This is a genomic window from Chthonomonas sp., assembly GCF_035294165.1.
GTDB lineage: Bacteria > Armatimonadota > Chthonomonadetes > Chthonomonadales > Chthonomonadaceae > Chthonomonas.
This window is the reverse complement of sequence record NZ_DATGLN010000021.1, coordinates 1-22,729: the sequence shown is the minus strand read 5'-3', so window position 1 is coordinate 22,729 and position 22,729 is coordinate 1. Positions and strand designations below refer to the sequence as shown.

Sequence of the window (22,729 nt, the reverse complement as noted above, 5' to 3'; positions counted from 1 at the left end):
GAGAATGCTTGAGGATGGGAACGAGATCGGCGATCATACCTATCACCACTTCGATCTGAAGTTGGGGCCGCCGGAGCTAACAGCAGCGGAGATCGAGATGTGCAATGATGCCGTCTATCGTGCATGTGGCTACACACCGCTCTTCTTTAGACCCTCTGGTGGGCAGTTCGATCCGGCTGTACTTCATGAAGCAGCAGCACACCACATGATCACCGTGCTGTGGACGGACGACCCGGCGGACTACGAAAGTCCCCCAGCTAATGTCATCGAAGATAGATTGCTCCACCATGTAAGCCCAGGAGCCATCATTTTATTGCATGATGGTATCGAACAGACTTACGATATGCTACCCGACTTTGTGGAGCGTATGCGCCGTGAAGGTTATACGTTTGTTACACTTCGCGAAATGATCGAACATTTGGATAACGCTCCCCATGCCGAGAGAGTCCAACTTGCCTCCTTCCGAAAATTCAATGCCCGATCCAAGTAGTCAGGAGCCTAACACCTTACATTTGGATGAGCCAAAGCAGCAGCCCGTCTTCTACGATGCGGGGCAGCGGCGTTGGCGGGTGGTGCGCCGCATTCTCTTTCTGATAATTGGCGCCTTTAGCGCAAGCTTTGTTGTGCTTATAGTGAGTCTCTTCGCCAGACCTCTGGTGCCTTATACGGCGTTGCCCAAGTTAGCCCCAGTGCGCGACGTTGGGAATTTAGACCCTATTGCCACAGAGCATGCTGCCTTCAAACGGCACGAACTCGACGTAAAATTGCAACGCGACAAGCAGGCGCTGCTGGCGATACAGAAGGAACGACGTGCTCTGCGCTTGAGGCGTCGTGAACGGGCGCAGGCCTACCTACGTCTGTTAGCGGCGCAAGCACCAAGGATGTTGGCGCAACGCGGGCCTGTGGTCGCAGGTTTTTACGTGGATTGGGAGCATAGTTCGATTGTATCCGCCGAGCAGCACATAGATAATTTGACGCATCTTATTCCGGAATGGCTGCATTTGAAGCCCTCCGGCACCGATTATGCCGATCCGGCGCAGGTTCCTTTTGTAGATGCACGGCCAAAGTCGGATAGTGCCTTAATTCAGTTGGCGCGTGCGCACCATGTAGCGATTCTTCCTCTTATCAACAACTACACGAGCCGGCCAGGTCAGGAGATAGGCGATGGGCAGTGGGACACGAATGCGGTGGATGCTTTGGTAACCGATCCTGATGCACGAGCGAACTTTATCTCTCAATTGCGCCTTTGGCTGCTTGATCACCACATGCAGGGGGTGAATATTGACTTTGAACAGGTAGACGTTGACGATCGAGCGGCTCTTGTAGAGTTCATGCGAGAGCTTTATCAGGCGCTACATCCCTATGGTCTGTTGGTTACGCAGGAGATGGAGTTAGAGAACCAGGCTTACGACATTCCGGCACTTGCGCGATGGTGCGACTGGATTGTACCGATGTTCTACGATGAACATGCCGGCGGTACCCCTCCAGGGCCGATTGCCGGAATAGATTGGACGCGGCATGATCTAAAACTGTTGTTACAGAAAGTTCCGCCTCAAAAGGTTGTGATGGGCATAGGAAACTATGCCTACAATTGGGTAGACGAACCTGGGCAGACCGACGCCGTGTCGTTAAGTTATCAGGAGGCCGTCGAGACCGCCCGTGAGAGCCAACCCGATGCTGTGGTGCACCTCGATCCCAAGAGTTTAAACCCGGTATTTTCCTACTGGGAAGATGCTGTGGATGCAGAAGGCAATCGTTTTGCGCAGAAGCATGTTGTCTGGATGCTTGATGCGGTAAGCGCCTATAATCAACTGGTTATCGGGCGAAAATACCGCGTGCGGGGGGGCGCGTTGTGGGTTTTAGGCGATGAAGACCCAACTATTTGGAGTTTCTATCATAAGGCTTTATGGCACGGCAATTGGGAAAGGATTCTTGCAACCGGTGCCCTAGACCGCATCGTCTTTGCAGGGGCAGGATTGGTGGATTTTGATGGGGAGGGTGCCCTACTGCAACCGAAGGCCGAGCCGCATGTCGGCGAGAGAACAGTTACTCTGGATACACGAACAGGGCTAGCGGTAGCAGAGGCCTATCGGAAGGATGCGGAAGGGAATTTTCTTTTTCCTACATCCTATCTCATCCGGCGCTACGGCGGGGCCGACAATTTACGGCATAAAGAGGTGCTCCTCACCTTTGATGATGGCCCCGATCCCGAATGGACACCCAAAATTTTGGATATTCTGAAGCGCTATCATGTACCGGCAGTCTTTTTTGTCTGTGGCCGGAATGCGGAGGCGTTTCCTTATCTTATAAAGCGAGAGTGGGACGAAGGGCATTTAATAGGCAACCATACATGGGATCATCCTGAACTTGACGAGCTGCCTGTAGCGCAACAAATTGTGGAGTTAAACGCGACACAGCGTGTAATACAGGCGATTACGGGGCACTCCACTGCGCTGTTTCGGCCTCCTTACGGTGGGGATGTAGAACCTACCACGGGAAGTGAAATTCGCCCTTTGGTGCTGGCGGGAAAGCTCAACTATATTACGGTTGGGGAGATGGATGACCCGCAGGATTGGCGTCTGTATGAGTTAAAGCCCGGGACGGGAACACCCGATCCCTCACGGCCACGTTCCGTTGCGTCCATTGTAAACGATGTGTTGAACCAGATCGGTTCGGGAAGCGTTGTATTGCTGCACGATGCAGGGGGAGATAGAAGCCGAACGGTGGCGGCACTGCCACAGATCATCACCCGTCTGCGGGCACGTGGTTACCGGTTTGTTGGTCTTCCCGAACTCGTTTCTATTCCCCGTTCGCGACTTATGCCGCCGGTTACCGGGAAGGATGTGGTGCTGGCCGGCTCCGATCACTATTTCTTTTTGTTCTCCTACATCTTTCAGCGCATACTCACCACCCTATTTCTGCTCTCCATCGTCCTTGGGGTAAGCCGCGTGTTAATACTCATGTTTTTGGCCATTCCGCAGTACTTCAAAGAGAAAAAGCGAGTATTTCCTACCGGCTATCAGCCTTCGGTCTCTGTGGTGATCGCCGCATACAATGAGGAGAAAGTAATCTGCAAGACGGTAGAGGCTTTATTAGCTAGCGACTACCCAAATTTGGAGATCGTGGTTGTGGATGATGGTAGTCAGGACAAGACGGCAGACCTCGTGCAAGAACGTTTTGCCGGTGTGTCGAACGTAAGGCTGATCCGCAAGCCGAATGGTGGAAAGGCATCTGCTTTAAATCGAGGAATTCGAGAGGCGCGTGGGGAGATCATCGTCTCCCTTGATGCAGATACGTTGTTTGCACCAGACACCATTCAGAGATTAGTTCGGCACTTTGCCGACCCGCAGATAGGGGCTGTTTCGGGCAACGTTCGGGTCGGCAATGCGCGAAATCTCATCACGAAGTGGCAATCCTTGGAGTACATCACGAGCCAGAATTTCGATAGACGCGCTTATGATCTTCTCAACTGCATTACCGTTGTGCCTGGAGCTGCCGGCGCGATAAGGCGTTCTGCTTTAGTGGAAGTTGGCGGATATACATCGGACACTTTGGCAGAAGATACCGACCTTACCTGGAAGTTGCGCCGTGCCGGTTGGCGTATTCGGAACGATAGCTCCGCCTGGGCCTACACGGAAGCGCCCGAGCATTTGAGGGCGTTGGCGCGGCAGCGCTTCCGTTGGGCTTTCGGCACATTGCAATGTTTGTGGAAACATCGGGGGGCACTGTTTGATGAGGGAGCTTTCGGCTGGATTGCGTTGCCGAGCTTATGGGTCTATCAAATTCTCTTTCCAGCAGTGTCGCCATTCATGGACATCGGAATTCTCTATGCGTTGCTAGAACACAACCTCGTTGCCTTCGGATCGCTGTTTGCGCTTATGACGGGCGTCGAAATGCTGGCGGCTTGGGTAGCGCTATGCATGGATCAGGGCAATCGGCGCTTACTTTGGTACCTGCCCCTGCAGCGCTTTGTTTACCGTCAGCTGATGTACTATGTGGTTTTGAAGTCTCTTTGGGTGGCCGCGCGGGGGTCGGCGGTAGGCTGGAATAAGCTAGAGCGAAGCGGCTCCGCACAGCTAGGTCTAAAAAAGCCTATTCCTATGCCCACGGCTAAAGACACCGTGTCGAAAGAGCTTGCCGAGCCGCCCAAGATCGGTAAGGGTTAGGAGAGACTTGTCTAGATGCTTGCCACAGAGCCGCCGTCTACGCGATAGTTTGAACCGGTAATGAAGGAGGCCGCCTCAGAAGCCAGAAAGAGGACTACGGCTGCCGTCTCGTCTACGGTTCCCGCTCGCCCTAACACAATATGGGGGCGATTCTCCTTTAGAAACCGCTTTTCCGCCTCTTCTTCGGTGATCCCTTGTTGCTGTGCCAGCTTGCGCAACATGTCTAAGACGAGCGGGGTACGGATGAAGGCCGGAGACACGGTGTTAACAAGAATGCCATAGGTGCCGTAGGCTTTGGAGAGACTTTTCGTAAGGTTGATAAGGGCTGCTTTCGAGGCGTTGTAGTGGGGCATAAGCGGATCGGGTTGAATGCCGGACTCGGAGGCGATATTGATAATGCGCCCCCATTGTTGGCGTTGCATGTAAGGAAGCACAGCGCGTGTAACGCGCACGGCCGACATCACGTTAAGTTCCCAAACGGCCTGCCAATCGTCGTCCGAGAGAGACTCGAAGGGAGAGAAACTACCGATGCCTCCCACATTATTGACCAGGATATGTACTGTTTGGAAGTGAGCTACGGTTTCGTCTACAAGACGCTTGGCATCTTCGGCTTTTGTGAGGTCGGCAGGTATCGCAAGCACTTGAGCTTTGGTGCAACGAAGCTCTTCTGCTGTAAGCTCAAGCTCTTGGGCGTTTCGCGCATTGAGCACGACCCGACAGCCTTCCTTGGCGAAAGCGAGAGCGATCGCTTTCCCGATACCTTTGCTGCTCCCAGTGACAATAGCTACTTTATTTAGTAAACCGAGGTCCATTCTCGATTTCCTCCGACGAGATATAGCGTTTTTAGAAACGCTACGGCAGTAAGCAGGTCGCTTAGCAGATCACAGGCCGAAGCGCTGCCCCACCATGTCCGATAGGGTGTTCTCCTACCCAGCGTTCATCCACCGGTTCTGAGGCGAGTTGATAACGCGAGTCGGTAGACAGTCGAATGCGATTTGAACGATTATCGAGGCTTGCATGCACGGTATAGACGCTGAAGGCAAGGAGGTCACCCATACGGAAGAGCGGTGAGGTAAGCCAACGTCCCCCTAAGTGGTCTCGAAGACGCGACGGGTTTTTGGAGAGCGCTCCGAAGGCACCTGTACCGGGCCTCTTGTCAGCACGGTTTTCACACCAGGTATCTACATCTTTTTGGCAGTAGACCGTTCGAAGGCGAGGATGTGTGTGGGAGTTTTCCAGGATCATGAGGCCGCCTTCCATAAGGTCAATATCGTCCATCGGAGTCCAGGAGGTGAAGAGGTTGTGGGTGCCTCGTCCCATATAGACGACATCGCAGTGAGGCGGTGTCGAGTTGCCGGGGCTTACGGCTCGCACCCAAGTGTAGTCGTAGTGACGAACCTCACCACCTAGCAGATGCTCATAGAACTGCATCATGCGGCCGGAATAGAGAACCTTCCATAGAGACGGGTTATCGTGAGCTAGTTCTGGCATAAAGCCAACATTGATGCCCTCTTTCGCGATAGCTTCCATTGGGTCGGTATCGGGCTGGAGGAGTCCTTTTTCGGCGAGGCGCTTTGTCAGTTCGCGGCGAGCTTCTATCACCTGCTGACGGTTGAGGTAGCCGGGAAGATAGAGGTAGCCCTCTTCTGCCATGCGTTGACGCAGCGCTTCTGGGTCGTTGGCGATATCGGAAGAATCGCGAAGCCAGCCGAATTTATCAGGCGAGGTATCTATCGGTTTATGTAGGCATGTGAGAGTAGGGAGCGATGTGGTAAGCATATCCATCCTCCAAGCTATTGGTTATCATTATCCTCTTGGTTATCGTTATCCTCCGCAGTGTCGTCGGAAGAATCCTCTGAATCTTGGCGAGGTGTTACCGTGCGCTGAGGGGCAGCTTGATCGGTCGCATCCGCATCGGGATTGTCTGTCTTAGGTTTGAGGCCGAAGTGGCCTAGCGCTTGGTCGGCCAGTTCCTTAGCCTTATCGCCAAAGTGTGCTTCGGCTTCGGTTTCAACCTCATCGGCAATGAGTTTTTTAATTTCGTCGTCCATAGCTATGTTCCTTTTGAGATTTTATACCCTTTATGTCTTATAGGTTACCCGATGTTAGCTCCGCCCGAACCAGTTCATAGGTGTTCGGTGGAGCGACGATGAAGGGTTCTCGTGTTTTTCCTTGGGTCAGAAGGGGTTTAAGTTCGAGCGGTTGACCGGAAAAATAGCGGGCTACACATCCCGCCTCTTGGGCCACGAGGAGGGCTGCCGCCATATCGTAGGCACCCTCGTTCCATCCAACAAGGCAGGCAAGGCTTCCGCGCCCCACATAGGCGATATCAGCGGCGATGGAGCCAAGACAGCGTATCCGACCGTGGAGTGCTTTGGTATGAAGGTTCTTGGCAGCTGCACTCGTGAACCCGATGGTGTCCTCCAACTGCAGTGTCGTACGATCGGGAGCTTGGAGACGTACGCCGTTGCAATAGCTGCCTTGGCCTTTTTGGGCATAGAAAAGTTCATCGAGACGAGGAATATAAAACACCCCGGTGGCAGGCTCCCCATCGAGCAGGAGGGCGATGGAAACCCCCCAAATAGGGATGTTGTAGACCATGTTGGTGGTACCGTCAATGGGGTCTACGGCCCAAAGGGGCCCATCGTGGGAGCCATGCCAGCCCGTCTCTTCTCCGAGAAAGGCAAAATGGGGGTATCGGCTTTGAAGTTGCTCGTAAAGAAACCGTTCGACCTCGCGGTCTACCCGCGTGACCAAGGTTTGATCGGGCTTAAGTTCGGCATGAAGGTTTTCAGCCATATCAAGGGCGCGTTTGCCGGCTTCACGGGCGAGGGCGCATAAAAAATCTTTATCTATCTCTACCACAGGGGCAAGGTTCCTCTCGTTTTAAGGATGCGGAATCATCATACCTGTTTTGTGGTGCCGGCCGACCTCGATGACAAGAGTGGCTAGGTATGTTCTGGATTCGGTGAGCTTGCATTGTTATCTACATGGCGGAACAGAATGAAGTAGAGTGTAAGATAGAGGCCTTGAAGGCAAGCGGCACAGTAGAAAGGTAGAGCAAGGTCGTTAGCTTGGAGCATCCATCCGCTGATAGAGGGGCCTACGGCGGAGGGGAGGCTGGAGGAGATATTGTTGATGCTGATACCTAGCGCTCGCCGTCGCTCTGGAATCAGCCCGATAGCTACGGCTTGGCGGGCACCAACGGTACCTCGGTTGAATGCTGAGCGAAGAACGTAGAGCAGAGCCACAAGCGGATAGGTGGGCGCCAACGGCAGAAGCACAAGCAGAAGTAGGCCAATACTACGAGGAATAACAACGGAACGGATAAGTCCGACATGTTGGGAGAGGTGCCCGGTGAGTAAGGCAGAGATGCCGGTTAGAAGAAAGGTGAATAAAAAAGCCGAGCCGATGCGTTCCGGCCCAACATGGTAGCGAATGGCAAACCAGTAGGAGATAAGAGGGCTTGTCATGCCGATGGCAAAGCCGTTGAAGGCGTTGGTAAGCGAAAGCAGAATCAACATACGGAAGTCACGTAGCCCCTCTTGGATACGAGTTCGGATGGAGGGTCTTAAGGGTTTTGGAGGGTGAACGGGGTGCTTTGGGGCAATGTCGGGTATGGTGTAGAGCATACCGACGGCGAAGATGGCAGCGAGGATAGGAAGTAGAAAAAGAGGACGAAAGGCGCTGGCTCCATGAAATAAAGGTTGCCATAGGGGTTGGAGGGCGGCTAAGAGGGAGCCAATGGCCATGCCAAAAAAACCGACCGCAGAGTTTAGGCTGAAGGCGTTTCCGCGCTCTTTGGGGTGTAAGAAACCGGCAAGCCAGGCGGTCTCCACCGCCGAAAACGGCCCGGCAGCTCCATTTTGTCCGCGCCCAAGATTCCCCACAAAGGCAGCAACGGTGATGAGAAGACGACCGGAGTTAAACAATACCGGCAATAGGGTAAGAGCGACAACTGCCTGATGGATGAGAAGCAGTCGCCTTGGCCCCATTCTATCGCCGAGGGCACCGAAAAGGAGGCTAAGCACGGTATTGATAAGGCCAATGGCACTTAACAGTAACCCGATGGCAGCCGCACCCCAGCCAAGTTCACGCAAGTAAAGGGTGAAAGAGACGATCATGGCTCCTTGACCAATGGCTCTCACCCCACGTACTGCGATGAGGCGTTGGGCGTGGGTGGAGGAGGGACAAAAGGCTTGCAGCGGGCCGCGCATTGCCCTTTAGTGCATGGCCTCCGTCGCCGCATTGGTGGAAGGTTTGCGGCGCACCCGCATAATCAGCACGAGCGGAGAAACGCACAAAGTGCAAAGCCCAATCAGGAGAAAGGCGTTGTTGAAGGCCATGGTGGCCGCCTGGTTCTGCACGGTATAGGAGATCAGCGCCAAAGCCATTTTATGAGCATGGGTAGCATCATACCCTCGTGTCATGAGATAGTTTTGCAGCATGGTGAGGCGGCTTTGGAAATAGGGATTTTCTGGGTAGAGGTGAGTGGTGAGCATGGCAGCATGGAAGCGTTCCATATTATCAAGATAGGTACTGAGGATGGCTATGCCGAAGGAGCCTCCAAGCTGACGGCAGAGGTTTAGGAGGGAGGCGCCCTGGGCGATCTCCACTCCTTTGAGACTGTTAAAGGCCACGAGATTGATAGGGGTAAACAACAAACCTAACCCAAGGCCTCGAATAATGAGGGCGAGTCGCACGGCCGGCTCACCGCTTTGGGGGGTGAGGTGCGCTAGAGACCACATCGAGTAGATGAACAGGCTGAGACCGGTCCAGATGAAGATGCGAGGGTCAGCACGCATCACTTTTCCGCTCAGCAGTCTTCCGCAGAACATGGCGGCAATGCCGGTGGCAATGCCACCAGGCATCAGCACCAAGCCCGTAAGGGTGGCAGTAAAGCCGAGCACGTTTTGGGCAAAAAGCGGATAGAGGAAGACACCTCCATAAAGCCCAAAGCCGAGGATGAGGAAAAGGACGAGCGCGGCGCTAAGGTCGCGGTTTCGGGTAACGCGAAAATTGACCACGGGCGATGTGTTGCGCGGTGAAAGCTCCCAAATGACCATGGCGATGAGAGCAATAACCGAAAGGATGGTCAGTCGGGTGATGACGGGATCATCGAACCAGTTGTTGCGATTGCCCTCCTCCAAAACGTATTGGAGGGAGCCTAGCCCAACGGCCAGGAGGCCGATGCCGAGCCAGTCTACCCTTTCGATCTGCATCTTATGTTTGGCTTCCGTAAGGAAGAGGCCAATGATGAGGGCGGCTACAATCCCGATGGGAACATTGACAAAGAATATCCACGGCCAGGTGTAGTTGTCGGTAATCCAACCTCCGATGGTGGGGCCGAGAGTAGGGGCGATGATGACTCCCATCACATAGATGGCCTGAACGGTGCCCTGTTGTTCTCGAGGGAATATCTCGCGAATGGTGGCCTGAACGGTCGAGATGAAGGCTGCTCCACCGGCCCCTTGAACGATGCGCCAAAAAACGATCTCGCCGAGAGTGCGTGAGGTGCCGCACATGAAGGAGGCGGAGATGAAAAGGAGGATAGAGCTGACGAGATAGCGCTTTCGACCAAAACGCGAGGCGAGCCAGGCGGTGAGGGGAAGGACGATCACGTTGGAAAGGATATAGCCGGTAGCGACCCAGCTAATCTCTTCCGTCGTAGCGCCCACGTTTCCGGCCATTTGTGGCAGGGAGACGTTAACGATGGTGGTATCCAGAACTTCGAGAATGGCCGTGGTGATCAGTCCTACGAGAATAATCCAGCGATACGGTGATAGCTCTTCACCGGTATCGGTCAAAACAACACGACGCCCGTTTCTAGCAGCGAGATTGGAAGCGGCCATAGATGATAGACTTTCCCGTTGTCGGCATATTTGAGGTATTTCCCTAAGGATATACGAAGGAGTTATCCGAATTGCTGCTTTTTCCACCCATGCGGAGTGCACCGATAAGGTTTCTCATTCTCTGGAAGAGAGACGAGGTATGAAACGTAGTTCTGAATAGAGATGGAGGTAAGCGTATGCGTGGTGGAAGGGTAGAGGAGCGGACTTACTATTCTCAAGCGTTGAAGCGCACACAGCCTTACATGATCTACTTGCCCGATCGGGACGGGGATGAACCGCTACCCTTGCTCATTTTGCTGCATGGGAAGGGAGGGAGCCATCGAGATTGGTTCGAGCAAACCCGTGCTCTTCGCTATGTGGCCGATTACTCCCTCTGCGTCGTGTGCCCACAAGGGGGCGATGGGTGGTATACGGATGCCTATGACGGCTCCGGAGCTTATGAGACCGACTTGATCTCCTGTCTGTTACCGCATTTGCAAGCTACACTTCCTATTGCCTTACCTGGAAAAGCTTGGGCCATTGAGGGGCTTTCGATGGGCGGATATGGCGCCGTTAAGCTGGCATTGAAGCACTACAGACTCTTTGGCACCGCCGTGAGCCATAGTGGCGCTTTCGACGTTACGCAGAGCGCTCAGCCTCACCCCGTTTTCGGCGATCCAAAGGCCGATAGCGGTTTTCGCCGGCAGCACAACGTGTATACTTTGGCCGAAGAGGCTCTCTGTCGTTATCCCTATGAGCGCCCGGTACTTTGGCTCGACTGTGGCTTGCAGGATGAGTTGTTGGCAAGTACACGACGTTTTCACAACCATCTCCATTTCATCGGTTATGGGCATGAGTATGGAGAGCAAGCAGGCTATCATACCTGGCCTTACTGGGACAGGGCCTTTCGTATTGCATTGCCTTGGGTTGCGAGGCGAGTGGGAGCCAAATCGGTAGGGGAGGCGTGTTAAGTAGGAAAATTGGGGCAGGGAGTCGAAGCTAGTGCCAAACACACTGCAGTAGAGGGGTTTAGAGGCAATGCTGAGTAAGAAAACAAAACTACTCGTTTGGGGCATTTCAACGGGGGCTCTCATAACTATCGGCTCGCGACTTTTGGCGCAATCGGCGCCGGAGCTGATGGTGAACCCGGAGACCCATGAGACGGAAGCGCAGTTTGCCAAGCGAACGGCGTGGTGGCGGAATGCCAAATTCGGGATGTTCATTCACTGGGGAATCTACGCCGTACCCGCCGATTCATCTCAAGGGGCAGCGGAATGGTATTTCTACAACCACACCACGATCGATCCGGCCACCGGTAAGCCGCGCCATCTGCAAGTTGCGGAGTACGAGAGGTTTGCCCAGCAGTTCGATCCGGTGAAATTCAATGCAGCGCAGTGGGTTTCCATTGCAAAGCGAGCCGGCATGAAGTATATCGTGATTACAAGCAAGCATCATGATGGTTTCTGCATGTTTCGCACGCGCTTAACGCACTACAATATTGTGGATGATACCCCCTATCATCACGATCCGATGAACGATTTGGCTCGCGCGTGTCGTGAACAAGGGTTGCATTTTGGGTTTTACTACTCTTTTATGGATTGGCATCATCCCGACTATCTCCCACGTCGCCCATGGGATACACGTCCAACCGAAGGAGCAAGCTTGGATCGCTATGTGGACTATGTGAAAGGGCAGCTTCGTGAACTGTTAACGCAATATGGCCCCATTAGCGTTTTATGGTTCGATGGCGGCTGGGAACATACGGCACAGGAGGAGCACTCCCTTGAGATCGTCCATCTTATACGCTCATTACAGCCCAACATCATCATCAACGATCGTCTGAATTTGCCGGAGGATTACTCTACTCCTGAACAGACCATACCATCGGCTCCTCTCCCTAACGGTAGACTTTGGGAAACCTGTATGACGATCAATAACACTTGGGGCTACTCCAAAAACGATACCGATTTCAAATCGGCAACGCAACTTATTCGCGATCTATGTTTGATCGTGGGGCGGGGCGGAAATTTCCTATTAAATGTCGGACCTACTGCGGAGGGCCTCATCCCTCAGCCTGAGGTGGATCGCCTTTTAGACATCGGTGCCTGGCTTCGTGTGAATGGAGCTTCTATTTACGGCACGCAGGCAGGGCCTTTTCATCGGTTGCCATTTGATGGAAGCTGCACACAAAAGGGCCATATGCTCTATCTACAAGTTTTTCATTGGCCGGAGGGTGGCGATTTACACCTGCCGGGGCTTAAGACCAAAGTGATAGAGGCACGATGTCTGCTGAACGGACAGCGCCTTTCGGTAACGGCGGATGCGGATGGCGTTGTGATCGGCAAACCGGACAGGCTTGACCCGGCAGCGACCGTGGTTGCCCTCAAGCTGGCAGGAGCACCGGAGGTAGAGAACATTCCCATTGTGGAAAAGCCCGGTGCGGATGGCCATTTTTGGCTACCCGCGGCAGATGCCGATATCCACGGCGAGCACGCCCAACTGGAGAGCAAGGGAGGCCAACCGAACATCGGATACTGGACTGACGTGCATGATACGGTGAGTTGGCGTTTAGCGGTACCGCAAAGTGGAGACTACAAGGTACGGCTGATCTATGCCTGCGAGCCGGCAAGTGAGGGGAGCACTTTTCAAGTGGTAGCCGCATCGAAGGATGCCCCGGAAAGTCGGTTAAATGGAGTGGTTACGGCGACTAATGGTTGGGACGATTTTCGTTCGATGGAGCTAGATGGAAGCCTGCACCTTGAGGCCGGCACCGTTACCTTGCGGGTAATCCCCGTAACGATGCCCCATGGCGCGGTGATGAATCTGCGTGCGATAGAACTGATCCCTCAGCCTTAAGCCTCTACAGGTCATAGCCGATAATCAGGAGGTACGCTTCGAGAGGGCACGGAGGCCGCATCAGCGTATACGAGGCGTATTGAGGAGAAGAGAGATTTATGTCGGCAGAAAGAATCGCACGGATGGCAGATTCAGAGCAGCCTAGCAGCAGTGCAGCGTTGTTTGTGCATCGGTTTAAGAATGGACTGTACGAACTTCAATTAAGCCCAGGGATATTCAAACGTATTGAAGGGTTGCTAGAAGAGTTTGCGCAGTCGCACCCGAATCTGCGTGGCTCCTATCTCTCCCATGAGGTAGACCCAAGCTATTTTAACGACGGGTCGTATGGGTGGGAGGCCGTTCATCGTCCCCGTCTACAGGGATTGGCCATTGAGGGTGAGACTCTATTTGAGTTTCTCGCATTTGCCAGCGGCTTTCGGATGCATGCCACTTCTCTAGAAAGCATTGTGAACATTGAGGAGCTGTGGATGGAACCGGCTCCGGATAAGCCTTTCATTTTGCGGGTTTGCATTTACCACAGCTTTCCGGCGGCAACCCTACTTTATGCACCGACGGGTGAGACGCAGGAGGCTGCTGCCGCTTTTGTATCGCGCTTGAAGTATTTACGAGGGTTTTAGTGTATGCCCAAGCTGATGATACCACTACGGCGCTTGAACTCCCAAAGCTGGCGACCTTACAGCCTGCCGAATTCGCAAGCAGATGAAAAAGAGACTTTAGAGGCCTTGCTGCAAGAAAATGAGCAATTAAGAGCTGAGAACGAGCGTTTGCGAACGGCTCAGCGATTATCTAGGTCTTTGAATGAGAGACACGTGCTAGTGTGGGGAGCCATCCTTTTGTGTTTTGTGGCGTTAGTTTTTGCCTGTTTAGCCATCTATTTTCGCGGTTGAGCAGAGGTCGGAACGAAATCGCCCTGTATATGCCATACTTCCTAAAGGAATCGTAGATAGGGAAGCCCGCACATGAAAGTTGGCATGTACACCACGGTTGGCGAGCGTTGTGGTATCGCGGCCTACACAAACTCTTTGATCAATGCGCTGCGATCCCTTCCCGATACGGAGGTCGAAGTGGTGCCGATTGAGGAAGGGAGGCAGCCAAAAGAGCATTATATAGAGGTAGCAAAGCGGCTCAACGCGGGCGATATTGATGTGGTGCATGTGCAACACGAGCACAGTTTTTGGGGCGGCATTTTGCCGGGGCATTCGGCCTATTGGGAGTTTCGGTATCTTATTAAGAAGCCTATCGTTTTAACAGCACACACCACCTACACGGCGGAGGAGATGCTGCGTTACCGAACCGAGCGGCGCCCGTTGAAAAAACTGGCGAAGTGGTTGCTGCTGCGCAATCGCTCATGGGTAGATGGTGTGCAGATAGCCCCCTTTATAACCGCGATTACCATTGTGCACACAGAAGAGGCAAGACAACAGTTGATTGAGCGCGGAGCCGATCCGAAGTTCGTGCATGTGGTACCGGCAGGTGTGCCGGAGGTTATTGCTGCGGCTACGGGAGGGGAGGCCTTTCGGCGCCGCTTCGGGTTGAATGGCTTTCGTGTGATCACCATTTTTGGCTACATTGCACCCAATAAGGGCTATGAGTTGACTTTAAAGCTGCTCCCCTCTTTGCCGGAGGACGTTAAGCTTGTTATTGCCGGCGGGCCGCGAAATGCGGCGATGGAGCCATATTTCGCCCAGTTGCGGAATATCATAGAGTCGTCGGGAGTAAAGGATAGGGTGGTCATAACGGGCTATCTTCGCGATGAGGAGGTCGCCGAGGCAATGGCGGCCAGCTCAGTGGTGTTGGCGCCGCATACAGAGGCAACCGGTTCTTACTCCGTCACCATTCCGTTAGCTTATGGCAAGGCTGTTTTGACGTCTGATCTGGCCTGTTTTCGAGAGATCACGCAGCGTATTGCCTGTTTAGAGCTGTTTCGTGCAGGAGATATAGAGGACTTTCGGCAGCACCTACTTCAGCTGTTGAACGATAAGGCCAGGAGGGCGACTTTAGAGAGGCGTGCAAAGGAGTATGCGGAGCGTTACTCCTGGCATTGCATTGCCGAGCGGACGCGCACGATTTATGAAGAGGCCCTACGTGTCTACGCGCCGGTGACGCGCAGACCCTATACCTTATCGGGGAAGCGAGCCTCTTTCTAATGGACGGCGAAGAAGCCGTGATCGAGCAGAATAAGGACTATGAGGAGAAGCAGCAGGCTCATACAGCCAGATGCGGGTACCGGTAGAGGGACGGTGGGGCCGGCGAGGCGGCGTGCAAGCGCCTGTTCGTCGGAGAAGTGTTGATTGGTTGACCGCTCATAGACGCTCCAGCCGGTACGTCTCGCGATATTGAAGGCAAACTCGGCGAGCGGTTCTACCAGATGTGCAGGAGGATCGGCAGGAATACGGATTGTGATGGCGTTACATTGATCGGCGGAATCGGGGCCGGGGTGAAAGCTCTCTTGCACGAGGTTTCCTAATTGCACGACAACATAGAGGCCTTGTTCCTCATCGCAGAAAACAAAATCGTCCCCTTCGGGTACGGCGTTTGGCAGACCGCCGAGATAGGCTTTTAAGTCATGGTAGGGTTGTCCCTCGGGCACGGTTGCTTTGTGCAGGATGAGTTCAATGGGCATGCTGCTCTCCTCGTTTATGGTATGCGTAACGGCTTATGTCGAAAAGACACCGAAGTATATACGCATTTCGACCCGGCTGATCTCTCAGGTTTCCAGGGCACTGGAGTCGCGGGCGCCTAGGTTGGCATATATCTCGCGTGTGGCGGTGGACTGATTAAGCGTATAGAAGTGAATGCCTCGCACATGGTTGTCTAGCAGATCACGACACTGTTCGGTAGCCCATTGGATGCCCACACGGCGTACGTACTCTTCATCTTCGCCACAGCGGCGGACGGCGCGGAGCAGCCCAGCGGGGATGCGGGAGCCTCGGGCGAGTTCTGCGATGCGCTCCATATTGGCAATGGAAGTGATGGGCATGATGCCGGCGATGATGGGGACGTGGATGCCCGCCAGCTCACAACGTTCACGAAAGTCGTAAAAATCGCGATTATCAAAAAAGAGTTGGGTGACGATGTAGTTCGCACCGGCATCCACTTTCGCCTTCAGGTAGTCCATCTCTTTAAGACGATTCGGGGTATCTGGGTGACCTTCTGGGTAACCGGCCACGCCGATGCCGAATCCTCTTGGATCGGGATGGAGGCCACTTTCGTTGAATTGTCGAATGAAACGCACAAGTTCGGCAGCGTAGCGAAAGGCATCTTTAGAGCGGTCGTGGCCTGGCTTGTCGCGGGGAATATCCCCGGAGAGCGCCATAATATTGGAGATACCATGGGCGGCATATCGTTCGAGAATGGCCTGTATCTCCTCTTGGGTATGGCAGACACAGGTGAGATGGGGTATGGGTTCGCAGCCGATCTGCTCTTTAATGCGCACCACCAGTTCGTGGGTTTTCTCGCGCGTCGAGCCGCCGGCTCCGTAGGTAACGGATACAAAGGAGGGACGTAGGGGCATCAGCTCCTCGATGGTTTTGAAAAGCTGCTCCCAACCTTTGGGGGTACGAGGTGGAAAGAACTCGAAGCTAAAGGTTGTGCGATGTGCGGCAAAGATGTCGCAGATATGCATGTCGGGTCTCCTCACCGTTTATGATACCTCAGCATTCGAGTGACGACGTGCTATAATAAGGCCATAGACAATCGAATCCTCGGTAGCAAACAGGACTCTATGGATCAAAGTCATATTCGTAACTTTTGTATCATTGCGCATGTTGATCACGGCAAATCCACTTTAGCGGATCGCATTCTCGAGGCGACCGGTGCGGTTAGCCCGCGGGAGATGCAGGAGCAGTTGCTCGACACGATGGATTTGGAGCGGGAGCGTGGCATCACCATCAAGATGACGGCGGTGCGCCTGCATTACAAGGCAAAGGACGGGCAGGTCTACCAGTTCAATCTCATTGATACGCCGGGACACGTGGATTTTACGTATGAGGTTTCGCGTTCGTTGGCAGCCTGCGAGGGTGCCTTACTTGTAGTAGATGCGGCGCAGGGAGTCGAAGCCCAGACGTTGGCGAACGTCAATCTTGCTTACCAGAATAATCTAGAGATCGTGCCTGTTATTAACAAGATTGACCTGCCTGCCGCCGATCCGGAGCGTGTGAAGGAGGAAATCGAGAACGTTTTAGCCATAGACGCCTCGGAAGCGATTTTGGCCAGCGCTAAGACCGGAGTGGGGATAGAGGAGATTTTGGAGGCGATAGTCCATCGCATACCACCCCCTTCCGGCGACCCCGAAGCGCCTCTGCGCGCCCTAATTTTCGACAGCAAGTTCGATACCTATCTCGGCGTAATCTGTTATGTGCGTGTTGTAGACGGGCAGATAAAGCCGGGGCAGCGTATACGCTTTATGTCTACCGGCAAGGAGTTCGAGGTTTTAGAGGTAGGTACATTTACACCGGAGCGTCAGCCGGGAGAGATGTTGGCGACGGGCGAGGTCGGCTATTTAGCGGCGGGCATTAAGACCATAGGGGATGCACGGGTGGGAGACACCATAACCGATGCCGAGCGGCCTGCCAAAGAGCCTTTACCGGGGTATCGCACGGCCAAACCGATGGTTTTCTGTGGGCTTTATCCCGTAGATGGGGCCGACTATCCTGACCTGCGAGAAGCTTTGGCCAAGCTGCAATTGAACGATGCGGCGCTCTCTTTTGAGCCTGAGACTTCGGCAGCGCTCGGTTTTGGGTTTCGATGTGGCTTTCTCGGTCTCTTACACATGGATGTGGTGCAGGAGCGTTTGGAGCGTGAATTTAATCTTAGCCTCATTGCAACCTCCCCTTCGGTGGTTTATAAGGTCTATCGAACGGATGGGACGGTGGTAGATGTAGACAACCCCGCCCATATGCCTCCACCGACGACGATCGATCACATCGAGGAGCCTTATGTGGCGGCCACCATTTTGACTCCGAAGGAGTATGTGGGGCCGATCATGGAGTTGTGTCGAGAGCGGCGAGGCGAGTTTGTGCATATGGAGTACACGGCGCCGGATAGGGTGTTATTGAAATACGATATTCCTCTGAGCGAGATTTTGATGGATTTCTTCGACCAGCTTAAATCGCGCACGCGCGGGTATGCCAGCTTTGACTATGAGCTATCCGGTTATCGCGAGTCGAAGCTGGTGAAGATTGATATTTTGATGAACGGCGATCCCGTAGATGCCTTGTCGTTCATAACGCATAGGGATAAGGCTTACGAGCGGGCACGTCAGATTGTAGAGAAATTGAAGGAGGTGGTGCCACGCCAGCAGTTTGAGGTGCGCATTCAGGCGGCGATCGGGGGCAAGATCATCGCGGCAGAATCGGTGAAACCTCTGCGGAAAAACGTGACGGCGAAGTGTTACGGTGGCGACATCACACGAAAGCGCAAACTTTTGGAGAAGCAGAAAGAGGGCAAGAAGCGCATGAAGCAGGTGGGTAGCATCGAGTTGCCACAGGAAGCGTTCTTGAGTGTTCTGAAAATCGGAGATTAGACATGTTCGACGGTGCTGCATCGGTTGGCAAAAGTGCAGGGAGTCTTTCATGCTGAGGCTAGAGGAGTTTTTGCTACAGCTTGCCTGCGGCCTATTCCTATCCTTCAGCGCACTGGTGTTGGGCTTTTTAGGCGTGGACTTCGTGGGGCGAGACCTTTTCGCCTGGCTCCAGCGGCGCCGATGTTGGCGACAGCCCTGCAGTTCTCTCGTGCGTGAGTTGGCGCCTCTCTTGCTCTCGGAGGATAGTGTCGTCGCCATGGATGCAGCAACTCGTTTAGCCGGTGCAGGCGACAGCAGTGCGGTGCCCTACCTTGTTCATGCGCTTAAAGTGACGGTGGAGATGCAGCAGCCGGGCTGGCGGGAGCGAGGAGAGGTTTTTACGGAAGCGTTGGCCAAGATAGGAGATGGACGTGCCCTGCCTCTGTTGCGTGAGCTTGAGGATGTGCGCGGAATAGGGTTTATCCCCTCGATACGGCGGGCTATTTTATGTTTAGAGCCGCGCTCCCTGCTTTTGCGGGCTGGGTCCTCACCCTACGATCCGTCTGTCTTGTTGTTACAGCCTGTCGGTAGGCGCGTAGAAGAGTTGAAAACGCTCCTACATGTTTTGCCGAGCGACGGGGGCAAGCCGCAGTGTGAGCAATTTCTCCAGCAGCATGGTGAGAAGGAGAACCTCTCGTCGCTATCGAATAAATCAGCAGAACCGGGCCAAGGAGGCTAGGAATGGATCGAGAATGGCAAGCGCTTTTGCCGTCCGCTGAGGATGTGGCTTTCTATCGTGAGAACGGTTATTGGCTAGCCCCGCGTATTCTCTCGGATGCGGAACTTGAGACCTTGCGCGAGCACCATGCGCGTGTGGTGGCGGGGTGCTATGAAACGACTCGCGCCCCTTGGTCTCACGATCCGCCACCGGGGCAGCCCATTGACCGTATCGTGAAGATAGACAATAGCCATTGGGCCGACGCCACCATGGCCAAGTTGGCGCTGCATCCGCTGATAGGGGCGATGGCCTGCCGACTGACGGGAGCCGGTGCCATAAGGCTTTGGCATGACCAACTTTTGTTAAAGCCGCCGGATAGCGGGGAGAAGGGCAATGTAGGATGGCATCAGGACTATCACTATTGGCAGTGCACCGACCCGCCGGAGTTGTTGACGGCTTGGGTGGCCTTAGATGATGTGACCGAGGAAAACGGGTGCATGCAGGTGGTGCCGGGAAGCCATAGGTGGGGCTTGTTGCCGGAGGGCGACTTCTTTGCCAAAGACCTCGACGCGCTGCGCGAACGGATAGAAGCGGTTAGTGGCCGGAGTTTTCGCACGGCCTCGTGCATTTTGCCGGCCGGGTCGCTCAGTTTTCATCACTGTCTAACTATTCACGGCAGCGGGCCAAATCGCAGCTCTCGGCCACGCCGTTCGCTGGTGGTGCACCTTATGCCGGAGGGCACGCGCTATCGGGCCGGAACACCCGGCGATGGACACATGAATGTGCGCCTGCTGAGCGGTAAGGACGGCGACTATTTTGCCGGCCCCTATTTTCCCGTTCTCTATCGTGAAGGAACGGGCGAGAACCCTTGGCGTGTGCAGTAAAAGTCCACGCGGTTGCAAGAGCGCTTCTGGAAGATAGGTGCAAGGTGTGCCGCTAGCGTTTTTCCATTGCCGTGAGGAGGGCAGCGTATTTTTCTGCCACAAATCGGCGTTTCACTTTGAGGGTGGGCGTTAGCTCACCGCCTTCGATGGAAAAAGCGTTGGGCACGAGTTGAAAGCTGCGCACTTTCTCGAAATCGGCCAAGTCGGTGGTGTGAGCATCTATCTCGTTGCGGTAGAGTTTTTGGACTTCCGGGTTCTTAAGCAGGTTTTCGCGGTTATCGGTAGGGAGGCCTTTTTCTTGCGCCCATGCTTCCAGCCTTTCGAAGTCTGGCACGATAAGAGCCGACACAAGCGGTTGCTGATCGCCGAAGAGCACTGCCTCTGCAATAAAACGGCTTTGCTTTAGCAGGGCTTCTACGCTTTGTGGAGCCACCTTTTTCCCGTTACTGAGTACGAGGATATCCTTTTTACGGTCGGTAATTTTGAGATAGCCATCTGCAGAAAGCTCTCCGATATCGCCGGTATGGAACCATCCCTCCTCATCAATGGCCTCTTGGGTGGCTTGCGGCTTGTTGTAGTAGCCCTTCATACAACCCGGACTGCGCACCAGGATTTCGCCATCTTGGGAGAGCTTGAGTTCGACGTGAGGCAGCAGTGTGCCCACCGTTCCGATGCGCTGTTTGCCGGGGCGGTTGATGGCGATGACACCGGCTTCAGAAAGCCCATAGCCCTCCATAATGGGCACACCCAGCCCCAGAAATATCTCCGCCAGATGGGGAGCAAGGGGAGCGCCGCCGGAGACGCAGTAGCGGAGTCGGCCGCCGGTAACGCGCTCTCGAATTTTACGCAGCACCAAACGCTCCGCCAGAGCATATTGAGTCGCCAGCAAGGGATCGAGGCGCTGAGGGCCTTCCGTGCCGGAGCGTTTGCGTGCGACCTTTCGGGCCACCGAGAGCGCCCACTCGGCAACGCGCCGCTGTTTTGGTGGGGCTTGCTTAAGAGTGTCTTCCACCTTTTCGTAGATGGCTTCCCAAAGCCGAGGCACGCAGAGAAGGGCTGTGGGTCGTACCAGCCTTTGAAGCTCATCCACGAAGGTCATTAGCCCTAGAGAGTAGACGATACAGGCGCCGACGCGGAGCGGAAGGTAGTAGCCACCGACACGTTCGGTGATGTGGCTGAGCGGTAGGAAAGAGAGGAAGACATCACCGGGGCCGAGCTGAGCGATCGGCTCTTCTACCACGGCATCGGGGGTGTGGAGGAGGTTGGCATGGGTAAGCATGGCACCTTTCGGTTCTCCGGTAGTTCCTGAGGTATAGATCAGGGTCGCCAGATCGTCGGGTTGCACCTGAGCGCTCAATGCATCGAGTTCGGCCTCCGACTTTCCATGTCTAGCGCCGATAGCCTTCACCTCATCGAAGGCCAAGGCCCCCTCCGCTTCCAGTTCGGTTTGGGTTCCGGTCATGCTGACGAGGTATTCAAGCGAGGGCAACTCGGCACGATGGGCTTGAATTTTCTGACGCTGTTTCTGGTCGGCCACGATGGCCATACGCGCCCCCGAATCGCGCAGATAGTAGGCCACTTGGCTTGCGGTAAGCGTGCCGTAGATGGGCACCGTAACGATGCCGAGGGATTGGGCGGCCAGGTCGGCGATGGCCCATTCCACGCGATTTTCATGGGACATAAGGGCGAGGCGATCGCCTTTGCGCAGCCCGAGAGCATCGAGGCCTCGGCGGAAGGCGCGGACTTGTTCATCGAATTGCCGGTAAGTCCAGAAGGTGTAGTCCTGGTTACGTGAGGAGCGAAACCCTACGGCATTGGCGTTGGGGTAGGTTTGTACCGTCTGTTGGAACATGGTGTAGAGGGTACGTGGTTGCATAGCGCTGTCCATCCTTCAGTGGGTTTGTATCATGCTGTCTTCATCGAGAATATATACAGTGAGGACGCAGAAGAAGACCTTTAGGTTTCGTTGTATTGGGTAATTATATACCCGAATTTAACATCGGAAAGAAGCGCCACATCCTTCCAACTTTAAGCACTGCACGGGCATTCCGATCAATTTTCCAGCTGTTGCAGTTTGCCCAGCCCCGGCATTATTGCTCTTGGCCTCCAGGCAAAAAATGTTTTGCCAAACTCTTGACAACACGTCCCGGCTTTGTTATAATATAACTACACAACCCTACAAACCTTTCCTGCTACTTCTCTGCTCGTTAAGGAGGTCGCAACCATGAAGGCTTTGGCAGTCCACCGGCTCGTGGCGCGTTTGGGGCTTTGCGCCCCTTCCCGTTTTGCCCCCTGGCAACGGCTCTGTGCCCTTACCACCCTCGGCAGCTTTGTCTGGAGCTTTGTGCTCTCGGCTCCCTGTGTGGCCATTGCCCAAACTCGTGAGCATACCCCCCCCCCTAATTGCTAACAATAAAAACCCCATGAACTTCCCCAAACCTAAACGCTCGCAACCCCACTTCTCCATCAACTACCTCCAACCGGCCCCCAAGCCTCCCCATCCGCTCGCTCCGGCCACACGCTCCCTCTCGCTGCTGGATGCTCTGGGGCAACCCACCCAATCCGTCTCCCCCACCCAACGCCTCCTGTGGCGCAAACGGCTCCATCAGCCCAAGCTCTCCCCCCTCTCCGCGGCCTGGCTGCACCTGTGGCTGGCCCAGACCGCTTTAGGTCAAGACCAGCATCCCCAAGCCGCTCTTGAGGAGTTGGCGTGGGTAAGGCATTTCGCCCAACCCACCTGGTCGGTCTACGGCTTGGCCCTCTACGACACC

General features: G+C 54.5%; 20 protein-coding genes. 11 read left to right on the top strand and 9 right to left on the bottom strand.

Features of this window, described 5'->3' with window-relative positions:
* Positions 1-490, top strand: a 490-nt coding sequence (locus VKV29_RS00625; RefSeq protein ID WP_324199361.1) for a polysaccharide deacetylase family protein, incomplete at its 5' end; no start/stop codon positions are given.
* Positions 491-512: 22 nt separating this feature from the next.
* Complete coding sequence (locus VKV29_RS00620) at positions 513-4,166, top strand: glycosyltransferase (RefSeq protein ID WP_324199360.1); 3,654 nt, start codon at positions 513-515, stop codon at positions 4,164-4,166.
* Positions 4,167-4,177: 11 nt separating this feature from the next.
* Here the strand turns inward: VKV29_RS00620 and VKV29_RS00615 are convergent, their stop codons facing one another.
* The 6 genes from VKV29_RS00615 to VKV29_RS00590 all read right to left on the bottom strand — a co-directional run bounded on the left by VKV29_RS00615 (position 4,178) and on the right by VKV29_RS00590 (position 10,018).
* Complete coding sequence (locus VKV29_RS00615) at positions 4,178-4,978, bottom strand: SDR family oxidoreductase (protein WP_324199359.1); 801 nt, start codon at positions 4,976-4,978, stop codon at positions 4,178-4,180.
* 61 nt (positions 4,979-5,039) lie between these two features.
* On the bottom strand, positions 5,040-5,945 hold the full coding sequence (locus VKV29_RS00610) for a phytanoyl-CoA dioxygenase family protein (protein WP_324199358.1): 906 nt from the start codon (positions 5,943-5,945) through the stop codon (positions 5,040-5,042).
* Positions 5,946-5,959: 14 nt separating this feature from the next.
* On the bottom strand, positions 5,960-6,217 hold the full coding sequence (locus VKV29_RS00605) for a hypothetical protein (protein ID WP_324199357.1): 258 nt from the start codon (positions 6,215-6,217) through the stop codon (positions 5,960-5,962).
* 37 nt (positions 6,218-6,254) lie between these two features.
* Complete coding sequence (locus VKV29_RS00600; protein WP_324199356.1) at positions 6,255-7,031, bottom strand: inositol monophosphatase family protein; 777 nt, start codon at positions 7,029-7,031, stop codon at positions 6,255-6,257.
* Between the two features lie 83 nt (positions 7,032-7,114).
* Complete coding sequence (locus tag VKV29_RS00595; RefSeq protein ID WP_324199355.1) at positions 7,115-8,383, bottom strand: MFS transporter; 1,269 nt, start codon at positions 8,381-8,383, stop codon at positions 7,115-7,117.
* Between the two features lie 6 nt (positions 8,384-8,389).
* Positions 8,390-10,018: a DHA2 family efflux MFS transporter permease subunit gene (locus VKV29_RS00590; RefSeq protein ID WP_324199354.1), complete on the bottom strand. Its 1,629-nt coding sequence runs from the start codon at positions 10,016-10,018 to the stop codon at positions 8,390-8,392.
* Between the two features lie 176 nt (positions 10,019-10,194).
* Here VKV29_RS00590 and VKV29_RS00585 point away from each other — a divergent pair, with 176 nt between their 5' ends.
* The 4 genes from VKV29_RS00585 to VKV29_RS00570 all read left to right on the top strand — a co-directional run bounded on the left by VKV29_RS00585 (position 10,195) and on the right by VKV29_RS00570 (position 15,000).
* A complete protein-coding gene (locus VKV29_RS00585; RefSeq protein WP_324199353.1) occupies positions 10,195-10,968 on the top strand; it encodes an alpha/beta hydrolase in 774 nt (257 codons plus the stop codon).
* A gap of 67 nt (positions 10,969-11,035) precedes the next feature.
* On the top strand, positions 11,036-12,853 hold the full coding sequence (locus tag VKV29_RS00580) for an alpha-L-fucosidase (RefSeq protein WP_324199352.1): 1,818 nt from the start codon (positions 11,036-11,038) through the stop codon (positions 12,851-12,853).
* Positions 12,854-12,951: 98 nt separating this feature from the next.
* On the top strand, positions 12,952-13,470 hold the full coding sequence (locus VKV29_RS00575) for a hypothetical protein (protein ID WP_324199351.1): 519 nt from the start codon (positions 12,952-12,954) through the stop codon (positions 13,468-13,470).
* 342 nt (positions 13,471-13,812) lie between these two features.
* Positions 13,813-15,000, top strand: coding sequence for a glycosyltransferase family 4 protein (locus VKV29_RS00570; protein ID WP_324199350.1), 1,188 nt, complete (start codon positions 13,813-13,815; stop codon positions 14,998-15,000).
* Here the strand turns inward: VKV29_RS00570 and VKV29_RS00565 are convergent.
* Complete coding sequence (locus tag VKV29_RS00565; RefSeq protein ID WP_324199349.1) at positions 14,997-15,476, bottom strand: hypothetical protein; 480 nt, start codon at positions 15,474-15,476, stop codon at positions 14,997-14,999. The two genes, VKV29_RS00570 and VKV29_RS00565, sit on opposite strands and share 4 nt — an antisense overlap.
* A gap of 84 nt (positions 15,477-15,560) precedes the next feature.
* Complete coding sequence (gene metF, locus VKV29_RS00560; protein ID WP_324199348.1) at positions 15,561-16,478, bottom strand: methylenetetrahydrofolate reductase [NAD(P)H]; 918 nt, start codon at positions 16,476-16,478, stop codon at positions 15,561-15,563.
* 99 nt (positions 16,479-16,577) lie between these two features.
* On the opposite strand from metF, the gene lepA reads away from it, so the two are divergent.
* Genes lepA through VKV29_RS00545 form a run of 3 tightly spaced genes read left to right on the top strand, consistent with a single transcriptional unit; the run spans position 16,578 to position 19,958 of the window.
* Positions 16,578-18,377, top strand: a complete 1,800-nt coding sequence (gene lepA / locus VKV29_RS00555; RefSeq protein ID WP_324199347.1) for a translation elongation factor 4 — start codon at positions 16,578-16,580, stop codon at positions 18,375-18,377.
* A gap of 49 nt (positions 18,378-18,426) precedes the next feature.
* Entirely contained in the window at positions 18,427-19,095 is a 669-nt protein-coding gene (locus VKV29_RS00550; RefSeq protein WP_324199346.1) for a hypothetical protein, read from the top strand.
* A gap of 2 nt (positions 19,096-19,097) precedes the next feature.
* Complete coding sequence (locus VKV29_RS00545) at positions 19,098-19,958, top strand: phytanoyl-CoA dioxygenase family protein (RefSeq protein ID WP_324199345.1); 861 nt, start codon at positions 19,098-19,100, stop codon at positions 19,956-19,958.
* Positions 19,959-20,010: 52 nt separating this feature from the next.
* On the opposite strand, the gene VKV29_RS00540 is transcribed toward VKV29_RS00545, so the two are convergent.
* On the bottom strand, positions 20,011-21,834 hold the full coding sequence (locus VKV29_RS00540; protein ID WP_324199344.1) for a long-chain fatty acid--CoA ligase: 1,824 nt from the start codon (positions 21,832-21,834) through the stop codon (positions 20,011-20,013).
* Between the two features lie 348 nt (positions 21,835-22,182).
* On the opposite strand from VKV29_RS00540, the gene VKV29_RS00535 reads away from it, so the two are divergent.
* A complete protein-coding gene (locus VKV29_RS00535) occupies positions 22,183-22,368 on the top strand; it encodes a hypothetical protein (protein ID WP_324199343.1) in 186 nt (61 codons plus the stop codon).
* Positions 22,369-22,381: 13 nt separating this feature from the next.
* Positions 22,382-22,729: hypothetical protein (locus VKV29_RS00530; RefSeq protein ID WP_324199342.1), on the top strand; the 348-nt coding region annotated here is incomplete at its 3' end.

Coding starts and splice junctions, on each gene's coding strand:
- VKV29_RS00615 (WP_324199359.1), bottom strand. CDS start 4,978: ATGGACCTCGGTTTACTAAATAAAGTAGCTATTGTCACTGGGAGCAGC.
- VKV29_RS00610 (WP_324199358.1), bottom strand. CDS start 5,945: ATGCTTACCACATCGCTCCCTACTCTCACATGCCTACATAAACCGATA.
- VKV29_RS00605 (WP_324199357.1), bottom strand. CDS start 6,217: ATGGACGACGAAATTAAAAAACTCATTGCCGATGAGGTTGAAACCGAA.
- VKV29_RS00595 (WP_324199355.1), bottom strand. CDS start 8,383: ATGCGCGGCCCGCTGCAAGCCTTTTGTCCCTCCTCCACCCACGCCCAA.
- VKV29_RS00590 (WP_324199354.1), bottom strand. CDS start 10,018: ATGGCCGCTTCCAATCTCGCTGCTAGAAACGGGCGTCGTGTTGTTTTG.
- VKV29_RS00585 (WP_324199353.1), top strand. CDS start 10,195: ATGCGTGGTGGAAGGGTAGAGGAGCGGACTTACTATTCTCAAGCGTTG.
- VKV29_RS00580 (WP_324199352.1), top strand. CDS start 11,036: ATGCTGAGTAAGAAAACAAAACTACTCGTTTGGGGCATTTCAACGGGG.
- VKV29_RS00575 (WP_324199351.1), top strand. CDS start 12,952: ATGTCGGCAGAAAGAATCGCACGGATGGCAGATTCAGAGCAGCCTAGC.
- VKV29_RS00570 (WP_324199350.1), top strand. CDS start 13,813: ATGAAAGTTGGCATGTACACCACGGTTGGCGAGCGTTGTGGTATCGCG.
- VKV29_RS00565 (WP_324199349.1), bottom strand. CDS start 15,476: ATGCCCATTGAACTCATCCTGCACAAAGCAACCGTGCCCGAGGGACAA.
- metF (WP_324199348.1), bottom strand. CDS start 16,478: ATGCATATCTGCGACATCTTTGCCGCACATCGCACAACCTTTAGCTTC.
- lepA (WP_324199347.1), top strand. CDS start 16,578: ATGGATCAAAGTCATATTCGTAACTTTTGTATCATTGCGCATGTTGAT.
- VKV29_RS00550 (WP_324199346.1), top strand. CDS start 18,427: ATGCTGAGGCTAGAGGAGTTTTTGCTACAGCTTGCCTGCGGCCTATTC.
- VKV29_RS00545 (WP_324199345.1), top strand. CDS start 19,098: ATGGATCGAGAATGGCAAGCGCTTTTGCCGTCCGCTGAGGATGTGGCT.
- VKV29_RS00540 (WP_324199344.1), bottom strand. CDS start 21,834: ATGCAACCACGTACCCTCTACACCATGTTCCAACAGACGGTACAAACC.
- VKV29_RS00535 (WP_324199343.1), top strand. CDS start 22,183: ATGAAGGCTTTGGCAGTCCACCGGCTCGTGGCGCGTTTGGGGCTTTGC.